The organism is Streptomyces sp. NPDC007025 (assembly GCF_042869455.1).
In the GTDB taxonomy this organism is placed as follows: Bacteria; Actinomycetota; Actinomycetes; order Streptomycetales; family Streptomycetaceae; genus Streptomyces.
The window spans coordinates 597,650-613,812 of the sequence record NZ_JBIAFT010000002.1 but is presented as its reverse complement, the minus strand read 5'-3'; the positions used below and the strand labels follow the sequence as shown (position 1 = coordinate 613,812).

13 protein-coding genes are annotated in these 16,163 nt (G+C 70.3%); 7 read left to right on the top strand and 6 right to left on the bottom strand.

Annotated elements, in window-relative coordinates:
• Positions 1 to 3: 3 nt before the first annotated feature.
• Positions 4 to 2,142, bottom strand: coding sequence for a telomere-associated protein Tap (gene tap / locus ACFYMO_RS06270; protein ID WP_388544574.1), 2,139 nt, complete (start codon positions 2,140 to 2,142; stop codon positions 4 to 6).
• A 785-nt stretch (positions 2,143 to 2,927) separates the two neighbouring features.
• Positions 2,928 to 3,665, bottom strand: a complete 738-nt coding sequence (locus ACFYMO_RS06265) for an SDR family oxidoreductase (protein WP_366772854.1) — start codon at positions 3,663 to 3,665, stop codon at positions 2,928 to 2,930.
• Positions 3,666 to 3,880: 215 nt separating this feature from the next.
• Here ACFYMO_RS06265 and ACFYMO_RS06260 point away from each other — a divergent pair, with 215 nt between their 5' ends.
• Positions 3,881 to 4,741, top strand: coding sequence for a helix-turn-helix transcriptional regulator (locus ACFYMO_RS06260; RefSeq protein ID WP_366772853.1), 861 nt, complete (start codon positions 3,881 to 3,883; stop codon positions 4,739 to 4,741).
• Positions 4,742 to 5,079: 338 nt separating this feature from the next.
• Here ACFYMO_RS06260 and ACFYMO_RS06255 read toward each other — a convergent pair whose 3' ends face one another.
• On the bottom strand, positions 5,080 to 5,721 hold the full coding sequence (locus ACFYMO_RS06255) for a TetR family transcriptional regulator C-terminal domain-containing protein (protein WP_366772852.1): 642 nt from the start codon (positions 5,719 to 5,721) through the stop codon (positions 5,080 to 5,082).
• An 82-nt stretch (positions 5,722 to 5,803) separates the two neighbouring features.
• Between ACFYMO_RS06255 and ACFYMO_RS06250 the strand changes: the two genes are divergently transcribed.
• Positions 5,804 to 7,378: a serine hydrolase domain-containing protein gene (locus ACFYMO_RS06250; RefSeq protein ID WP_366772851.1), complete on the top strand. Its 1,575-nt coding sequence runs from the start codon at positions 5,804 to 5,806 to the stop codon at positions 7,376 to 7,378.
• A 181-nt stretch (positions 7,379 to 7,559) separates the two neighbouring features.
• Positions 7,560 to 8,204 (top strand): hypothetical protein, encoded by a 645-nt coding sequence (locus tag ACFYMO_RS06245; protein WP_388544569.1) that lies wholly within the window; start codon positions 7,560 to 7,562, stop codon positions 8,202 to 8,204.
• Between the two features lie 98 nt (positions 8,205 to 8,302).
• Here ACFYMO_RS06245 and ACFYMO_RS06240 read toward each other — a convergent pair whose 3' ends face one another.
• Positions 8,303 to 9,397, bottom strand: coding sequence for a hypothetical protein (locus ACFYMO_RS06240; RefSeq protein ID WP_366772849.1), 1,095 nt, complete (start codon positions 9,395 to 9,397; stop codon positions 8,303 to 8,305).
• A 335-nt stretch (positions 9,398 to 9,732) separates the two neighbouring features.
• Here ACFYMO_RS06240 and ACFYMO_RS06235 point away from each other — a divergent pair, with 335 nt between their 5' ends.
• The 3 genes from ACFYMO_RS06235 to ACFYMO_RS06225 all read left to right on the top strand — a co-directional run bounded on the left by ACFYMO_RS06235 (position 9,733) and on the right by ACFYMO_RS06225 (position 13,600).
• Positions 9,733 to 9,942, top strand: a complete 210-nt coding sequence (locus tag ACFYMO_RS06235; RefSeq protein WP_366772848.1) for a hypothetical protein — start codon at positions 9,733 to 9,735, stop codon at positions 9,940 to 9,942.
• A 429-nt stretch (positions 9,943 to 10,371) separates the two neighbouring features.
• Positions 10,372 to 11,430: a PP2C family protein-serine/threonine phosphatase gene (locus ACFYMO_RS06230; protein WP_366772847.1), complete on the top strand. Its 1,059-nt coding sequence runs from the start codon at positions 10,372 to 10,374 to the stop codon at positions 11,428 to 11,430.
• 655 nt (positions 11,431 to 12,085) lie between these two features.
• A complete protein-coding gene (locus ACFYMO_RS06225; protein WP_366772846.1) occupies positions 12,086 to 13,600 on the top strand; it encodes a hypothetical protein in 1,515 nt (504 codons plus the stop codon).
• Between the two features lie 6 nt (positions 13,601 to 13,606).
• Here ACFYMO_RS06225 and ACFYMO_RS06220 read toward each other — a convergent pair whose 3' ends face one another.
• Together ACFYMO_RS06220 and ACFYMO_RS06215 are read right to left on the bottom strand one after the other, a co-directional pair.
• On the bottom strand, positions 13,607 to 14,260 hold the full coding sequence (locus ACFYMO_RS06220; RefSeq protein ID WP_366772845.1) for an NUDIX hydrolase: 654 nt from the start codon (positions 14,258 to 14,260) through the stop codon (positions 13,607 to 13,609).
• 241 nt (positions 14,261 to 14,501) lie between these two features.
• Entirely contained in the window at positions 14,502 to 15,473 is a 972-nt protein-coding gene (locus tag ACFYMO_RS06215) for an SDR family NAD(P)-dependent oxidoreductase (RefSeq protein WP_388544564.1), read from the bottom strand.
• Between the two features lie 62 nt (positions 15,474 to 15,535).
• On the opposite strand from ACFYMO_RS06215, the gene ACFYMO_RS06210 reads away from it, so the two are divergent.
• Positions 15,536 to 16,117 (top strand): TetR/AcrR family transcriptional regulator, encoded by a 582-nt coding sequence (locus ACFYMO_RS06210; protein WP_388544561.1) that lies wholly within the window; start codon positions 15,536 to 15,538, stop codon positions 16,115 to 16,117.
• The last annotated feature ends 46 nt before the right edge of the window (positions 16,118 to 16,163 follow it).

Below are 16,163 nucleotides of genomic sequence, written 5' to 3'. Positions count from 1 at the left end.
GCCCTACTCTCCTTCGTCCAGTACGGCGTCGCCGCCCTTGATGTGGCGGGCCGGGTTCAGTCCCTTCTCCATCAGGTCCACCGCCCACAGCATCGGCTGGACGCCCTCCGGCTTCGCCAGGCCCGGGGTGGGCCCGAGGCGGAAGCCGCCGGGCTGCGGCTTGCCCGAGGCGGCGTAGGGCAGGAAGTCCAGCGGGCTGGGGCCGGGGCTCGGATAGACGACGCAGTCCGAGAGCACCGCCAGGGGGTACAGGCCCGTGATGGTGGCCATGTTGCGCAGCTTGCGGTGCATGTTCACCCGCGCCTTGGAGATCACGGCGGCGCGGATGTCGGGCCGCCAGGTCGGGCGCTCAAGGGCGGGCCATCGCTCGCCTTGCTTGTAGTGCCGCCCCTGGGGGCGCTCGCGCAGCTTGCCGACGCCGCCCTTGATGGTCGCTTTGATCGCGGTCAGCACCGCGGCGAGGGCCGGGTCGGCGCGCTTGTGCTGCTCCATCGCGGCGAGGAACTCGACATCGGGCAGGCCCTTGGTGACGCCGAGTTCGGCGAGGGTGTCGACGTAGGCGGTCTTGAGACGGTCGTGCCAGGGATCCAGGTATGCGCCGGTCTCCCTGCGCAGATACGCCTCGAGCGGAGCGACGTTGTAGCCGAGTTCCTGGGCATAGGCGACGGTGTGCGTCTGGTACCAGGCCGGTCCCGCCGGCCGGGAGCCGTCCGGGGTGAACGGCGAGGGCAGGCGCGGGTCCAGCTCGATGTGAGACAGGTCGACCAGCCAGCTCCCGGGGATCTTCGGGTTGAACTTCACGTTGTGGAAGTGATCCGGGGCGGAGAGGCCGACGACCAGGCGGGCCGCGGCCGCCAGGAACGCCGTGTTCAGGTCCAGACCGACCGCGTGGGGCAGCATGCACTCCTCGTCGGACAGCGTGTCCACCGACCGCACCCACTGGTACGCCTCCTCGTTGAGGAAGCCACCGGTCCAGCCGGACTGGACGACGACCGGGTGCTCCGCAGTGGCCTCCGGCGGGGCGGGGTCCATCGGCTCCGTCCCCAGCGAGCCCGGGTTGTGGCCCGGGATCCAGTTGCCGGTCTCCGCGTCGCGCTCCGGCTTCGTCGGCGGGCGCAGCGCTGTCATCAGCTCCAGGCCCGAGACGGCCGTGGAACCGCGCGGGGTGATGACGCGCTGGGCGTACAGGCCCAGGGTCCGGGCGATGTCGGCCGGCTGCATGTCCGCGACACCGGGCCAGGAGCGTTCGTCGAGGGCGTCCCAGGGCAGGATCGCCAGCTGCACGCACTGCCGCTCCCGCCCCTGGGCCTTGCGGTAGATCCGCGGCCAGGGTCCGAACCCTCGCTGGGTGAGCTGCCACTTCGCCTTCGCCACCTGCTTGACGACCGGGTGATCGTCGGGCAGGCGCAGGGAGCGGCGCTGCTCATGTCCCTCCAGTCGCTCGGGCAGTCCGAGCTTCACGGCGGCCGCGGCGGTGAGGACGATCAGCGGGTCGGAGTCCTTCCCGTAGCGGTTGAGCTTCGCCGCTCCGAGGCCGGACTCGCACAGTGTCCACTCCACCAGCTCCACCACCGTGGTCGCCGGGCAGTCCAGCACGATCCCTGCGGCGCCGTAGGCGGAGCCGTCGCCGTCGAGGACGGCGAGCGGGCCGTGCGGGAAGCGCGGGTCGGTGGCGGGCGCGGCGGCCTTCTTCGCCGGGCGCGGGGGCGATGTCTCCGGGCGCGCTGTTGCACGGGAGGGGCGGCGGGGCGGGGCCGGGGCGGCAGGAGTCCGACCCGGGGCGGTGGTCTCCGTCCGCTCCGGGGCGGCGGCCGGACCGGCGAACGTTTCAGACGCCTCCGGCTGCGGCACGACGACCGGGGCGGAGGTGGCGGGAGCGGCGGGGGCGCTGTCGGCGGGATACTTCCCCGCCCAGCCCTTGAGGAGCCGCTGGTAGGCCTCCAGGCGCGGAGACTTCGGCTCGGAGCGGCCGTTCTCGTAGTTCTTCACCGTCTGCGTCGACGTCTTCAACGCAGCCGCGAGCCGGACCTGGGTGATGCCGGCGGCCTCCCGCAGCCGGGCACGCTCCGCCGGGGGCGGGAGCTGCGGCTCCTCCTCCAGCAACGCGTCGACCGATGCGAACAGCTCTTCCTCGGACGGCATGCCAACTCCCTCCATCGGCCGCCACCCTAGCAGTCTTTATCCAAATATTTAGCCTGCCCATTAACCTGAATCGGGTGATTTCCCGGCCTTGGGAGCGGAACGCGGGTGCAGGAGGTTACCGTCCCGCGGCACCGGCCCGGAACCGCCGTCGAACGGGGAGGGGTGAAGGGCCTGTGCCTTCGGAGGGGGATCGCATCGGCTGCCGATGCGCACTCGGAAGCCCAGTCCTCCGTTGCAACCGCCCCGAACCGGACTCCGGTGTCGCAATCGACAATGAGGCCCCGGCCGACGTCTCTCTTCGGCGGGGAGAAACCAGGGCAATGGCACAGGCCGGAGCAGGACGGATGCCGCAACGGGGGAAGGAGCCGGCCGTGAAGGTTGTGCTGTGGTCCATCTCGGCGTTGCTGCTCCTGGCTGCGACCGCCGTGGTGTTGGTGCAGTTCCGCGCTGACGAGGATCCCGTCGACCCTACGGCGACAGTGCGGGGAGGAGTGCGGATCCCTCCTCTCCCCCATCACGCTCAGGACCGACTCGGGGGACCCCTACCTCGCGCCCGTGTGCAAGCACGCTCGGAGTGCGCGATGGAGCGGAGCCGGGCGACTCCTGGCGTGGGGAGCCGGCACCTCCGCGCTGGGCGGCACCGTGGCTGTGTACCGTCGGCGCCGCAGCAGCGAACAACCCCAGGAGCCGGGGCAGATCAGCGACAGTTGAAGGACCGGATGTGCCTGTCGGTCCTCGACGCGAGCAAGGTGTCCCGCCGGCAAGGCGCTTTCAGGAGTGTGCGGTCAGCCTTGGGCGGTTGGCCGGACGACGATCTCATTCACGTCGACCGCGGCGGGCTGTTCGATCGCGAAGGCCACGGCGGCGGCGATCGCCGCGGGTGGGATCGCGAGCTCGTCGCGCATCTGTGTGATCTCGGCTCTGACCCGGCTGTTGGCCGATGCCTCGGCGAACGGGGTCGCCGTCACGCCGGGCGAGACGGTGGTGACCCGCAGGGAGTCGCCGGCTTCCTGACGCAACCCCTCGCACAGGGCGCGGACCGCGAACTTGGTACTGGCGTAGACCGCCATGTTCGGCACGATGCGGAACGCGGCCGTGGAGGCGGTGGTGATGAAGTGCCCGGTGCCCTGTGCGCGGAAGACCGGCAGCGCGGCGCCGATCCCGTGCAGCACACCCTTCACATTGACGTCGATCATCTCGTCCCACTCGTCGGTGCGCAGGTCGTCCAGCGGCGAGAGGGTGCCGACTCCGGCGTTGCCGAACAGGACGTCGAGTCGGCCGAACCGCTCCTCGGCGAGCGCGACCAGGGCCCGAAGGTCGTCCAGGCGGGTCACGTCGGTGCGGATCTGCACCGCCGTGCCACCCGCCTGCTCGATACGCGCCACCAGCTCGGCCAGGCGCTCGGAGCGGCGCGCGCCGAGGACGAGACGCGCGCCGCGTTCGGCGAGCAGCAGGGCGGTCGCCTCGCCGATGCCGCTGCTGGCTCCGGTGAGCGCCACCACTTTGCCCTTGATCTCTGACATGACTTTCGCCCCTCTCTCCTTCGGTCCCCGGTCCGGGCGCCGCGGCAGCAGGGACTGACGGATCAGAAGGCTGCCGGCGACGGGGGCGGACGGGGGCCGGTGTGCCGGTGCGGGGCCGTCGGCGGTGCCACGGCCCGTCTCGCACACCAGCCTCCGACAGGAATAGTCTGGTATCCAGAATGCACTTATCCTGGAATCAGAGGTGCTACGCTGCCATGTCCACGGAACCGGACCGACGCCGTCAGCTGAGCGCGTTCCTGCGCAGCCGGAGAGAGCGCCTCACACCGGACGAGGTGGGTCTGCCCCGCACCGGCCGCCGCCGGACTCCGGGACTGCGCCGGGAAGAGCTCGCGCTGCTGGCCGGGATCAGTGCCACCTGGTACACGTACCTGGAGCAGGGACGGAACATCCGCGCCTCCGAACAGGTGCTGACCGCGCTGGCCTCGGCGCTGCGGCTGGACCGGCACGAGCGCGACCATCTTCTGCGGCTCGCCGGCCATACGCCCACGGCCGAAGCCGGAGCACACGATCTGCTGACGGCAGAGGTGAGCGCCGTCCCCCTGCTGCTGCAGCCGAACCCGGCGTTCATCATCGGCGGCAATTACGACGTACTCAGCCACAACCGGGCCGCCGCCGAGCTGTTCCCGCGCCTGATCACCGGGGCGGAGCGGCCCGCGAACTTCGTCCGGTGGGTGTTTCTCGAACCTGCGGCCCGGGAGGTTCTGGTGGACTGGGAACCCGAGGCGCGCGGCTTGCTCGGCCGGCTCCGCACTCTGGCGGCGAACCATTCCGGGGACCCGCGGTACACCCGGCTGATCGAGGAACTGCGCGAGGGCAGCGCGGAGATGCGGGAGTGGTGGCCCCAGTACGAGGTACAGGTGCGGCGCAGCGGCCGCAAACGCCTGCGGCGCCCCCAACAGGGGACTGTGGAGTACGTCTACACCGCTTTTCACCTGGCTGAACAGCCCGAACAGACGCTGGTGGTCTATCTCCCGGGCAGCGAGCCGGAAAGGGAGGGTATGGTCCTGCCGGACAGCGCGGCCGTCTGCTCGTGCGGCGGAGACAGACACGGCTGACCTGGGCCCGCGTAGTCCTCGGGACGGCTCCGGGATGGATCCTCCGGGTGGGGTCCCGACCGCGAGTCGTGAGTGTCCGGCGCGGCTATCGGTCGGCCCGGGCGAGCAGGCAGTTCGCTGCTCAAGGTGCCCGGCGGGTGGAGCGTGACGCATGAACGGTCGTCACTGCGGGGGCTGGAACTCCTGTGCCGATTCGCTTCCCGGGGGCCGGAGCAGGCGACAGTGGGCGGGTTCGCGCCGCGGTTCTCGTTCGGCCTTGACCGGTGATGGCGGTCCGTACGGGCCCATCGAGCACGCTGCCCCTGCGCCGATCTCCTGGAGGGGGCCGGCAGGAGGCGTCATGCAGCGTACTGGCGGCATTCCCCGGTGAAGACGGTGGCCAGTTCGGCGTCGATCACGGATGCCGCCAGTTCGGCCGCGGTGACGCCGTCCACACCTGCCGGGTCGTGGTAGACCTGCGTCGCGAGCCCCTGCGTGACGGCGGTCAGCCGGACGGCGGCGGGCCAGGGGTCCAGTCCGGCCTCGACCTCGCCGCACTCCTTGCCGTTGCGGACGGCCGTGGCGATGTCGGCACGCAGTCGCCGGGCGGTCTCCGCGTCGATCTCGGCGAGGGCCGGGACGTCCAGCGCGCGGCCGGCGAACGCTCTGCTGACGCGGAACTCGGTGCGGCGCTCCTCGTCCAGGGGAAGGAGTTCGGTCATCGCCTGCGCGAGGACGTCCGCGACCGGGCGGCGGTGTTCGACGCCGTCCCGGATCCGCTGCTCGGCCCGTTCGCGGAGAGCCGTGCCGACCTCCTGGAAGGTATGGAGCAGCATGTCGTCCTTGGTGCGGAAGTAGTGCTGGACGAGTCCGACCGACATGCCGGCCGCTGCCGCGGTGCGGGCGACGGTGACCGCATCGAGCCCCTGGTCGGAGATCAGCGTCCGGACGGCGACGGCGATCCGGCGCTTGCGTTCTCCGTGATCGGCGGTTCTTGACACTTGATAACCGTATCATCGTACGGTTATAACCGTACGGACATACGGTTATTCTCCGTGTCCGGGATCGACGACGAGGAACCCCATGCGCTCCTTCCTCCGGCGCATCGCCACGAGGACCATGCCCCCGCTACTCGGGCTGCTGCTGTGCGCGGCGGCCGCTCCTCCCGCCGAAGCCACCGCTTCGGCGCACCGCTACGCCGCGATCGACGCCTATGTGCGCGACCGGATGGAAGCCACCCGCACACCCGGACTCTCCTACGCCGTCGTGGGCCCCGAGGGACCGGTGCATCAACGTTCCTGGGGAGAGGACGGCAGGGGCGAGCGCGTCACAGCCGACACCCCCTTCCTGTGGGGATCCGTCGCCAAGCCCGTCACCGCGACCGCCGTGCTGACACTCGTGCAGGACGGCCGCCTCGACCTGGACGATCCGGTGGTCGACCACCTTCCGGAGTTCCGGTTCGGCGGTCCCGCGCACGCCGGGAGAGTGACGGTCCGCCACCTGCTCCAACAGACCTCCGGCCTGCCCGAATCCGCGACCTTCGAAGTGGCCGACTGCTACCACGCCGACTGCCCTCCCCCGGCGGGACGCCTCACGGCTCTCGACCGGCTCGAGCCGACGGGACCGCCCGGTACCGGCTACACCTACACCAGCGCCAACTACCTGGTCCTGACAGCCGTGATCGAGGCCGTCACCCACCGCCCCTTCGCCGCATACGTCAGGCAGGCCGTGCTCGCCCCGGCGGGCATGGACACCGCCATCGCCGACCGGGCCTCGGCGCGGAAACAGCACCTGCCTCCTGGGCATCAGCTGCTGTGGGGCAGGCCGGCGGCCGTCGCCGACGAGGTGGACGATGACGGAGCCGGCTACGGCTACCTGGGGGGAACCCTGGCCGACCTCGCCGACTTCGCCGCTCTGCAGCTCCGCGGCGGGAAGACCGCCGGCGGAAAGCGCGTGCTGACCCCCACGTCGACCCGGCTGATGCGCACCGAGGGTACGCTGCGGACCGAAGGCGGAGCCTCCGACGTCCACACCGGATACGGGCTGGGCTGGCGGGTGGGCGGGCTCAAGGCGCCGCTCCGGGACGCCGTCTGGCACACCGGAGCGACCCCCGGCTACTCGGCCATGCTCTTCCTCGTCCCGGAACGGAACATCGCCCTCGTCCTCCAGCAGAACCTCTACGGCCTCCTCCAGGACGAAGCCGTCATGCAGGTCGGCTTCGGAGCAGCACGGATCCTGGCCGGCGGGCGGCAGCCCGCGGACAACCCCTCCACGTCCCTCTACTACTGGGCGGTCTGGAGCACCACCGCCCTGGCCGCGCTGCTGGTCCTCTCCACCGGGCACGCGGTGCTGCTCCTCAAGCGCGGGAGTGTCGGGTCACTGCCCCGGACGCGTGTCCTCGCCCGCACGGTCGGCTGGTGCACGGTCTGCGCAGCGCCACTGCTCCTCCTGGCGCCGGCCGCCCACTACGGCGACGTGCTCGGACTGCTGCAGTGGATACCCGACGCCGTCACCGCCCTCTGCGTCGCGGCCGCCGCCGGGCTCATGGCGATCGTGCTTCGCCTCACCCACGCGGTCCGCGTCCTCCGCCGCCCTCCCGGCCCGGGGAACGGCCTTCCGAGAGAGCAGCACGTACCGGCCGAAGAAGGCGCCCGGTGATCCTCGTCGGCGGACGGGCCGGGAAGCGGGGTTCGCATGCACCGCCGCACAGCCCCCTGACCCGGAACACGGGCGGCGCGGACTTCGCCTGCCGCACGGCTCCTCACCGGATACCGCGGTGTGCCGGAGGCGGGTCCGGGTATCCGACCACGTACCGCAACGCGCAAGAAGGGGGACGGCGATGTCCGGGCAGGACGGGGAGACTCGTACGGATGCTGGGCGCTTCCACACGGTCGGGATCGTCCTCATCGTGCTCCTGGCAGCGGCGCTGGCCGGTTTTCTGGCGGGAGCGTTCGCCGGAGAGGGCGAGTGGGACGTCACGCGGGGTCTGTTGTTCACCGCAGCCTTTCTCCTGCCGACCGCGGGGGCTGCCGCCTGGGCATGGTGGCGGACTCGGCGGCGGGCGGCCGGCTTCGGACTGAGCCCGAGCCGGTACATGCGGGTGGGCCGTCAGATCCAGCGGGGACGGCTGCCTCAGGACCCCGCCGAACTGCCGGCCGCCATCGACGTCGTCAGGCGGCAGCGGCGCACGCTGAGCGCTCAGCGGCGCCGGTGGGTGTGGTGGCTGATGAGTGCCGCTGCAGTGCTGTTGCTCATGAGCGCAGCGGCACAAGTCTTCGATCAGCGCTACGGGTTCGCCGGCCTCAATCTCCTGGCCCTGGGCATGTGCCTGATCAACCCTTTTGTCCTGCGTCGGCAGCGGCGGCGCATGCACGCCGTCGAACAGGCTCTGGCAACCGCTCAGCAGCCGCAGGTGTCGTCCTGTGCCGTCGAGGTGTCTCCGCATTCCTCGGGGCCGCGGGAAGACCGGACCGGACAGCGGTAAGGTTCGTCCCCTGCGGTGAGGACCGCGAGGAACCACCAACCGCCCGGCATGTGAGACGTTTCCAGGCCTCGTGCGGGACGGGCAGCCGGGCGGCATCGCTAGGACCGGGTCGCCCGCCTGCACCCGTCCCCGGAGGACTCGTCCCGTTCGACCGGTGCACTGCGGTCGTACGGATCGATGTCCGGGCCGTCCCCGTCCGCCGCCTGGTCGGTGCCGAAAGGCGGCTCGAAGAAGCCCGTGGGGGTGCCGCAACCGCCGTTGGTCATGTCGTTCTTGTACGAGACGATCGAGAACGTGCCCGGCTCGGTCCGCACCTTGTCCGGGTCGTCCCAGCTCAGGACCAGTTCGCGCCGGACGATGGTGCGGACGATCTCGTCGTCGCCGTCCGCTTCCGCGCGGGTGACCGGGTAGACGAAGGTGACGTCGGCCGTCACCTGGAGCGCGCCGCGCTCGCCCTGTTCGAAGGTGAGCCGGCCCCGGGTCTTCACGACGTCGCCGACCAGGTGGACGCGGGAGGGCTGGAAGCGGCTGAAGAGGAGGAGAGGGTCGTTCTTCTCGCTCGGGCTCCGGAAGGCGGTGCTCAGAAAGTCCTGGACGTCCTTCTGGCGCGGGTTGATCAGCGCGATGGCCTTCTCCGGATGCTCGCCCCGCAGCACTCCGCGGTCCAGGCTGGAGGCGACGAGGAAGTCCCGGCTGCGGTCGAGGGCGCGCTCGACCTCGGCCGCGGTCATCCCCCCGACCGTTTCGGCCTTCGGCACGGTGATCCCGGCCGCTCCGCTCGCCCAGCGCGCGGCCGGTGACCCCCGGAACGGCTGATCCCGGGTGGGGCGTTGGGAAGTCTGTGTCGGGGGCGCCTGGTCCGGGCGGGCGGTCTCGGCCGCCTGCGGCGAGGAGTCGGCACCGGAGAAGAGATCCGTCACCCAGCCGGGCGCGAGCGCCACCACGAGCAGCACCAGCGAGGCCAGCAGCCCGGCCACGTACCAGCCCGTGCGGCGCTTGGGCCGGGCGGGCGTGTAGGTGCGCCAGCCCTCCGGTCCGCGGTCGGGTTCCTCGCGCAGCCGCCTCGTCACGGCGCGGGCCCGCGCGGACGGCTCCTTGGGGGCGTCGGCGGCACCCGCCACCGACTCGCGCAGAAACCGCTCCCACTCCTCGTCGGACTTCGACGTGCCGTCCGGCTCCGTGCCCCCACTCATCCCGAACCCCCAGGCGCTCACGTGACCACGCGCCACTCCCCCGGGCGCGTCCGCATCATGACACAGCGCCCTGACAGGTCAGCCGACAGGGCCGGGGCAGGCACCGCTCACCGGGTAGGTCAGCGGAAGCGTTCCGGCCCTCCGGGACGTCACCGCGGCGGCTCGGGGCGCGAACCGCTGCGCGCCGGGCCCCGGAGGGGCTTCGCCGCTGGAATCCGGTCGTCCGGCGTCACCGGCAGGGGGGGCGGTCGACGATGTTGGTGTGCGGAGTGCCAGGGCATACGCTGCGAGCGGAGCGCCGGGCGCTACCGAAAGCACCGCACCGAGGGGGAACCATGCCGTGGTGGGCACTGATCGCCGTCTTCTGGATCGTCGCCGGGCCCGTGGCCTTGTACACCGTGACGCGACACCGACGCCGGACGGACCAAGCCCTCGAAGAGGCCGACGCGCGGTACGAGGAACTCTCCCGCAAGTACACCGCACTGCTGGAGGAGTCAGCGTCGGGTGAACTTCCCAGCGGCCGGGAGCGACACCCCGAGGCCTGAGTCCGGTCGCATGGACCGGCAGCGGCGCGGACCGGTCCAGCACGTCCGCGCGGTCGACCGGCTGCACGTTGCGAGTGAGCGGCCCTCACCCGCCATGAACGCGGCAGCGATCGGCAACCGCAGCGCACGGTGCTCGCCACCGGGACGGGCAAGGTCACGGCCGCGACGGGTCCGCGGGGCGCAGGCCCGAGGCGCGCTGCTGCACCGCCGCACTCGTCGCTCGCGCGCAAGGTCCTGGTCGCTCCGATACTGCTGTTGCGGCGACAGCGTCGTGGAGGTTGTGAGGTAAGCGGTCTCTCCGCGAAGCCGCCCGAGTCGTTCCGAGGCGGGCGGAAGATGGTGGTGTAGCCGTTGGACATGGACTATCGGGAATGTCGGGCATGGCTCCGTCGTGTCTCTCGTGCCCCCGGGGCGGTTCTGCTGCTGCCGGTGGCGCTCGTGGTGGGACTGACGATCTGCGACGCCGTATTGCCCAGTTCCCGCCATTTCGGGCCGCTGGTGATCGTCGCTCCTGCCATCACCTCCGTGCTGGGCGGCCCCCTGGCCACCGCAGCCGTCGGGCTGTGCGCCGTCGTCACGCAGCTGGCTCTCGGGCTGGCGAACGCCGACTCCGATGTCGTCGGCTACAGCACGCGTGCCGCCGCCATCGCGCTGGTCTCAGCCGCCCTCGTCCTCTACAGCCGCAGCCGCCGACGCCGCGACGAGCAGCTGGCGCAGGCCAGGACAGTGGCCGAGGCAGCCGGCGAGGTACTGCTCAAGCCGCCTCCGGCGCGGCTCGGCCGGCTGTCCCTGGCGACCGCCTACCGGTCGGCGCAGCAGGAGGCGCAGGTGGGCGGCGACTTCTACGCCGCGGCCAGGATCGTGGGCGGTACCCGGCTCATCCTCGGGGATGTGCGGGGCAAGGGACTGGACGCGCTGGAGGACACCGCCCTCGTCCTCGGTGCCTTTCGGGCGTTCGCCCACCACCACCTGCCGCTGCCGGAACTCGCCCGTGAACTCGACACGGTGCTGAGCCTGCACAATCTCGACACCGACATGATCGAGGACTTCGCCACGGCTGTGCTCGTCGACCTCTTCGACGACGCCGACGAGCTGGCTCTGGTCTGCTGCGGACACCCGCCCCCCTACGTCCTCGGCCGAGGGACGGTTCGGGCTCTCGAAGCGGTCCGACCGTACCCGCCCCTGGGGCTGGGCGAGCTCTCCCCCGAGTCGCGGGCCGTGGAACGGCACGCGTACACGTCCGGGGAGACGCTGATCCTCTACACCGACGGGGTCATCGAGGCGCGCAACGCCACCGGTGATTTCTATCCTCTCGCCGGACGCCTGGCCGAGCTCACCATCGGCACCGCCGAGCAGACCACCGACGCCGTGGTGACCGACCTGCTGGACCACACCGGTGGCCGGCTTCATGACGATGTCGCTCTTCTCACCGTCCAGCGGGCTCCCTCGGACGCTGTGGCAGCCCGGCGGGGTTTTCTGCCCTTTTGAACCAGCTGTCGGGGTCCATGCTTCCCAGCGGCACACGCGGGAAGAGCGGGAGGAGGCGAGGCGACGCCGCTTTCCGCAGCGCAGCGGGTGAGAGGCGCAAGCCTCCACAGTCCGGGCGGGCAGAAGGCCGCGGAAGGGCTTGTCTCGGCCGTGCCGGGTGCCAGGGACGGTCAGTCACCGCCTCCACCGCCGCTGCTTCCGCCGTCACCGCCTCCGCCATCGCTGCTTCCGCCGTCGCCGTGCCCGTGTTCGCTTCCGGTGGAGTCCCCGCCCCCGGCCCAGGTGGGGCCGGAGCCCCGTCGTTCCCTGCCTCCACGGAGTGCCAGAAGGACGAGCACCAACAGAACGGCGAGACCGATCACCAGAACCTTCACGAAGCGCTCCCTCACTGGACGTTCGGCGTCAGGGTGGCGGCGTGCACGAGGACCCGCACGCATGTGCCACCGCTTCTCACTGCCCGGCTCGACGGCCCGCATGCCTGTGAGTTGCTGTTGTGCGAGCTCGGCCCGACAGCCGACCTCGCACGGGTCGAACCAGCCGCTTCGCAAACACCTGTCAATCAATAGTGACCAAATGTCAAAATCATGACCAGCTTGTGCGAGGCGGACAGAGATGGTTTGAGGGCGACCAACCATGACGGAGAGGTGCACGTGCGATGCCGGATGAAGATTTCAACAAGATCGTCAACAGTGATCTCGAGCCGGTCGCAGTGGTGGCCCAGTGCCTCGACAACCAGTGGGTCCCACAGGAACTTCTCGGGTCCATGCTTGAGGGCGGCCGTTCACTGCGGGACGCCGAGGTGGCTCGTGCCCGCCTCCAGGCCGTACGCCACGAGTACCTGCGGGCGATGCTGAATGCCCAGCAGGTCATCGTCAACCGTGCGTTCTTCCTCAACAATCAGGCCGTCTATCAGGATTTCCAGAACGGTGGCGCTGCCCGCGAGGCGTTCAAGGAACTGCTGCGTGATGCGGTGATCGTTCCCTATCTGTACAGAGAGACCGGACTGGTGGCGGAGCAGAGTTTCACCGTTCGGACCGAGGGGGAACGAGCATGGCGGGAGGTCGTCGCCGACGCGGGGACGGGCAGCTGCCTCCGGCTGTCCTGGGACGAGGACGAGAACACCCGGCTCACCGACCTCAAACTCAAGGACTCGTTCCACGATCAGCTGCTCAGCATGGCCAGATTCCGGACCGAGAGCCTGATGCGTGACTTCAAGCTCGACGACGAGGGCGCGAGACGGCTGAAGGCCAGACTGAGGGATGTCTCCCGGTGGGCGGTGGACAGGGAATCAGTGGTGCGCGAGGATTTCTACAGGGAATTCGTGGTGGCCGAGGGCACCGACCCGGCAGAAGGCCGATACGACCGGACCAAGCCGTTCGCGGGGGAGTTGAAGCAGCTTGCCGATCTGAAATACAACACTTCCCTGTCGGACGCCGTGGGGCGTTACCCGCTGACGCCGGCGGATTCGCTGGACCGTACGGCCCTGCAGGAATTAGACCGGGCGCTCTCGCGCGGCACGGCTGTGTCCGCGGACGAACTGGTCCGGATGCTCCAGCAGCAGGCGTTCGCTCTCGTCCAGAGTCCGTTGGACGTCGGGCTCACCGGGCTCGATCTGGATCATGTGCGACAGGCGAGAGGAACCGACGAATGGACACTCTACAAGGACAGCCTCCTGCGTCTCCTCCGGGATCCCGAACGCCTGGCGGAGACACCTGAAGCGTTCAGGGACAGCAGCCAGGACGTGTACAACCGGTACGTGTCTCTTGCCGAGCGGCTCGGTGGCATCGTTGGCGCGCGACGCGCAGGAGTGGTGGACCGATGGCAGCCGATCATCAAGATGAGCATTCATACACTCGGCTCTGTCATCTCCGTCATCTTCGGCGAGGAACCGTGCATCGAGGTGGTCGGGAAAGTGGCCGACTCTGTCGCCGCGACGGCATCCAAAGGTGTGGTCCGCTTTGCTGTGGTCGGCCGGGACCAGCGGCAGGCCAGGAAGCAGTTGGAGACGAGCGTGGATCTGATGCAGGTGAGGTTCGACCGGACGAGGGACGAGTGGGAGGGTCTGGTCCGGCGAATGCAGGAGGCAGGATTCTCTCGGCGTGAGCCGGTCCACCGTCCCGAGGAGGACGCCACTTTGAACGCTCCGGACGAGAACGAGGGAACCGGCTGAGTTTTCTCATCGGAGGAGGTGCCGCAGGCGGGCTTGGGTGAGGGCGGCGAGGGTGAAGCCGTCGGTGATGGTGCCGTCGACGATCCTCCTGTCGAGTTCCTCGGGCGTGAAGGTGACCAGGCTGCGGATTCCCGCCGCGGTCTCCAGCTGACCTGTGGCGGTCAGCGAGGCGAAGAAGAGGTGCACCGGTTGAGAGTGCAGGCCCGTGTCCGGATGGACGACGCCGATGGGAGTGACTGACTCCACCTGCGCCGAGAGCTCCTCGTCGAGCTCCTTCAGGGCATTGCTTTCCGCGGTGAGCCCTTCGGTGCCGAAACCACGGGGGATCTCCAGAGTCCAGCCACGAATGGCGTGCCGGTAGTTCTCCATCAACAGGACGCGGTCGTCCAGGACGGGCAGGATCGCCGCACCCGGCGAGTTCGCGGTGCTGAGGATCCGCAGATAGGTGCCGAGGCGGCCGTCGGGGAAGCGGACAGGGTCGCGCAGCAGGCGAATGTAGGGGTCCTGGTAGACCAGACCGAGGGTGCCGAGGTCCTCGGGCGCCTGGCGGGGGTCGACGATGTCGATCGCACCGGGCTCTTCCTCGTTGCGGAACAGGTCCGGCTGCTCCTGACGCAAGCGGCGGTAGCCGTCCATGGGGTCCTCACGTGCATCAGTCATGCAGGAAGTATGGAACGGCGCCGTCGGCCCCGGTCGCTGTTCGGCGCGGAAGCTGGAGCAGTTGCCGGCCCTGTGGCGGTCTTCCCCGCTCCGCACGCCCGCGACGCGCCGAGCCGTCTGCGGCCTCGGTGCGGGCTGGCCAGACGGACCGTTCAGGCACCGGTGGAGGCTCTGAACCGTGCCGGGTCAGCCGGGGATCCGATCAGCGTCCGTCCCCGGCGTCCCCGGCGGGCCGGCGACGTCAGACGGACAGCAGGTCGGTCGAGACGGTCCAGAGCCGTCGGGCCAGGTCGGGGTCGAGCGCCCACTCCTTGACCCCGTGGGGATGCTGTGCAAGATCGACGTCGTTCGGGACGGGGTACGCCTCCTGCGCGTCGTCGAGGTAGTGGCCTCCGGAGTGGCCGAAGGCGGGCCAGACCGCCGCGACGATGCTGGTGGCGGCCCCCTGCTCGACCGTCTTGTACGTGAAGACACCGGCCGCTTCGGCTGCTTCGAGCGACTGCCGCTGCTGCGGCGTGAAGTTGCGTTGCAGCCCGGTGGAGACGCCGCCGGGGTTCACGGCGTTGGCGACGATCCCGTTCGCGGCCCACCGGCGGGTGGCCTCGACGGCGAACAGGGAGTTCGCCGTCTTCGACTGCGCGTACGCGATCTGCGGGTCATAGCTGCGGTGTGCGAAGTGGAGGTCGTCGAAGTCGATCCCCGACCGCATGTGCGCGGTGGAGCTCACCGCGACGATCCGGGCCGGGCCGCGGTCGGACGCTCCCAGCGCCAGGGCGCCGTGCAGGCCGGCGGCGAGTGCGAAGTGGCCGAGATGGTTCGTCGCGAACTGCACCTCCCAGCCTTCACGTGTCCGTTCGAGGCCACCGGTGACCACGCCCGCGTTGTTGATCAGAAGGTGCAGCGGGCCGCGCCATGCCTCGGCGAATTGGGCGACGGTCGCCGGGTCGGCGAGGTCGAGCGGAGCGACCCGGGGCCGCATGCTCCCGGTGGACTCGCGGATCGACTCGGCGACGGCCTCGCCCGCGGCGGTGTTCCGGACCGCGAGGGTGACCTCTGCGCCGGCCGCGGCCAGCGCACGGGCCGTCTCGGCCCCGATGCCGGAGGAGCTTCCGGTCACGATCGCGCGGACGCCGGTCAGATCGAGGCCTCGCAGCACATCCTCCGCGGTGCTGGCGGCAGTGAAGGGAGTGGAAATGAGGGTGGAATCAGCCATGCCATCGACTATACAGATTAGACTCTGTTTGTATAGTCCGCATCTGCCCGTATGCTCGCCTCATGAGCAGCCCCGATGCCGGTCGCCCTTCTCCGGCTTCTCCGGCAGTCGCCGACACCAGTCGGCGGGCCGCGGTCCTGGACGCCGCCCTGCCCACGTTCGCGCGCTTCGGCTACCGGAAGACCTCGATGGAGGAAGTGGCACGGGCGGCGCAGATCTCCCGGCCGGGGCTCTACTTCCTCTTCTCCTCCAAGCAGGAGCTGTTCCGGGCCGCCGTCATCCAGCTACTGGAACGCGATCTCGCGGCCGTCGAACACGTCCTGGCCGATGCCGCACGCCCCCTGCCGGAGCGTCTCGCCGAGGCCTTCGACCAGTGGGCGGGCCGCTACGTCGGCCCCGCGGCACGCGACATCACCGAGGTCATCGAAGCCAACCCCGGCCTGCTGGGCGAGACGACCGAGACCGCGCCGCGGCGCTTCGAGGCGCTCGTCACGGACGCGGTCGCCGTGGAGACGGGGCGGGAGACGGCCCGCGCGGTCGCCCGGACGCTGAACAGCGCCTCGATCGGTCTCAAGCACCAGGCCCGGTCGCGGGAGTTCTTCCTCGAACGGATGAGAGTCGCCATCGGCCTGCTGGTGGGCTGAGGGGGCGGGTGCCGGGGCACTTTCGTGAGCGGCACCTCCCAGCCGG

What these genes read in the sequence shown, in the direction of transcription:
- tap (WP_388544574.1), bottom strand. Translation starts at nt 2,142, where the DNA reads ATGCCGTCCGAGGAAGAGCTGTTCGCATCGGTCGACGCGTTGCTGGAG.
- ACFYMO_RS06265 (WP_366772854.1), bottom strand. Translation starts at nt 3,665, where the DNA reads ATGTCAGAGATCAAGGGCAAAGTGGTGGCGCTCACCGGAGCCAGCAGC.
- ACFYMO_RS06260 (WP_366772853.1), top strand. Translation starts at nt 3,881, where the DNA reads ATGTCCACGGAACCGGACCGACGCCGTCAGCTGAGCGCGTTCCTGCGC.
- ACFYMO_RS06250 (WP_366772851.1), top strand. Translation starts at nt 5,804, where the DNA reads ATGCGCTCCTTCCTCCGGCGCATCGCCACGAGGACCATGCCCCCGCTA.
- ACFYMO_RS06245 (WP_388544569.1), top strand. Translation starts at nt 7,560, where the DNA reads ATGTCCGGGCAGGACGGGGAGACTCGTACGGATGCTGGGCGCTTCCAC.
- ACFYMO_RS06240 (WP_366772849.1), bottom strand. Translation starts at nt 9,397, where the DNA reads ATGAGTGGGGGCACGGAGCCGGACGGCACGTCGAAGTCCGACGAGGAG.
- ACFYMO_RS06235 (WP_366772848.1), top strand. Translation starts at nt 9,733, where the DNA reads ATGCCGTGGTGGGCACTGATCGCCGTCTTCTGGATCGTCGCCGGGCCC.
- ACFYMO_RS06225 (WP_366772846.1), top strand. Translation starts at nt 12,086, where the DNA reads ATGCCGGATGAAGATTTCAACAAGATCGTCAACAGTGATCTCGAGCCG.
- ACFYMO_RS06220 (WP_366772845.1), bottom strand. Translation starts at nt 14,260, where the DNA reads ATGACTGATGCACGTGAGGACCCCATGGACGGCTACCGCCGCTTGCGT.
- ACFYMO_RS06215 (WP_388544564.1), bottom strand. Translation starts at nt 15,473, where the DNA reads ATGGCTGATTCCACCCTCATTTCCACTCCCTTCACTGCCGCCAGCACC.
- ACFYMO_RS06210 (WP_388544561.1), top strand. Translation starts at nt 15,536, where the DNA reads ATGAGCAGCCCCGATGCCGGTCGCCCTTCTCCGGCTTCTCCGGCAGTC.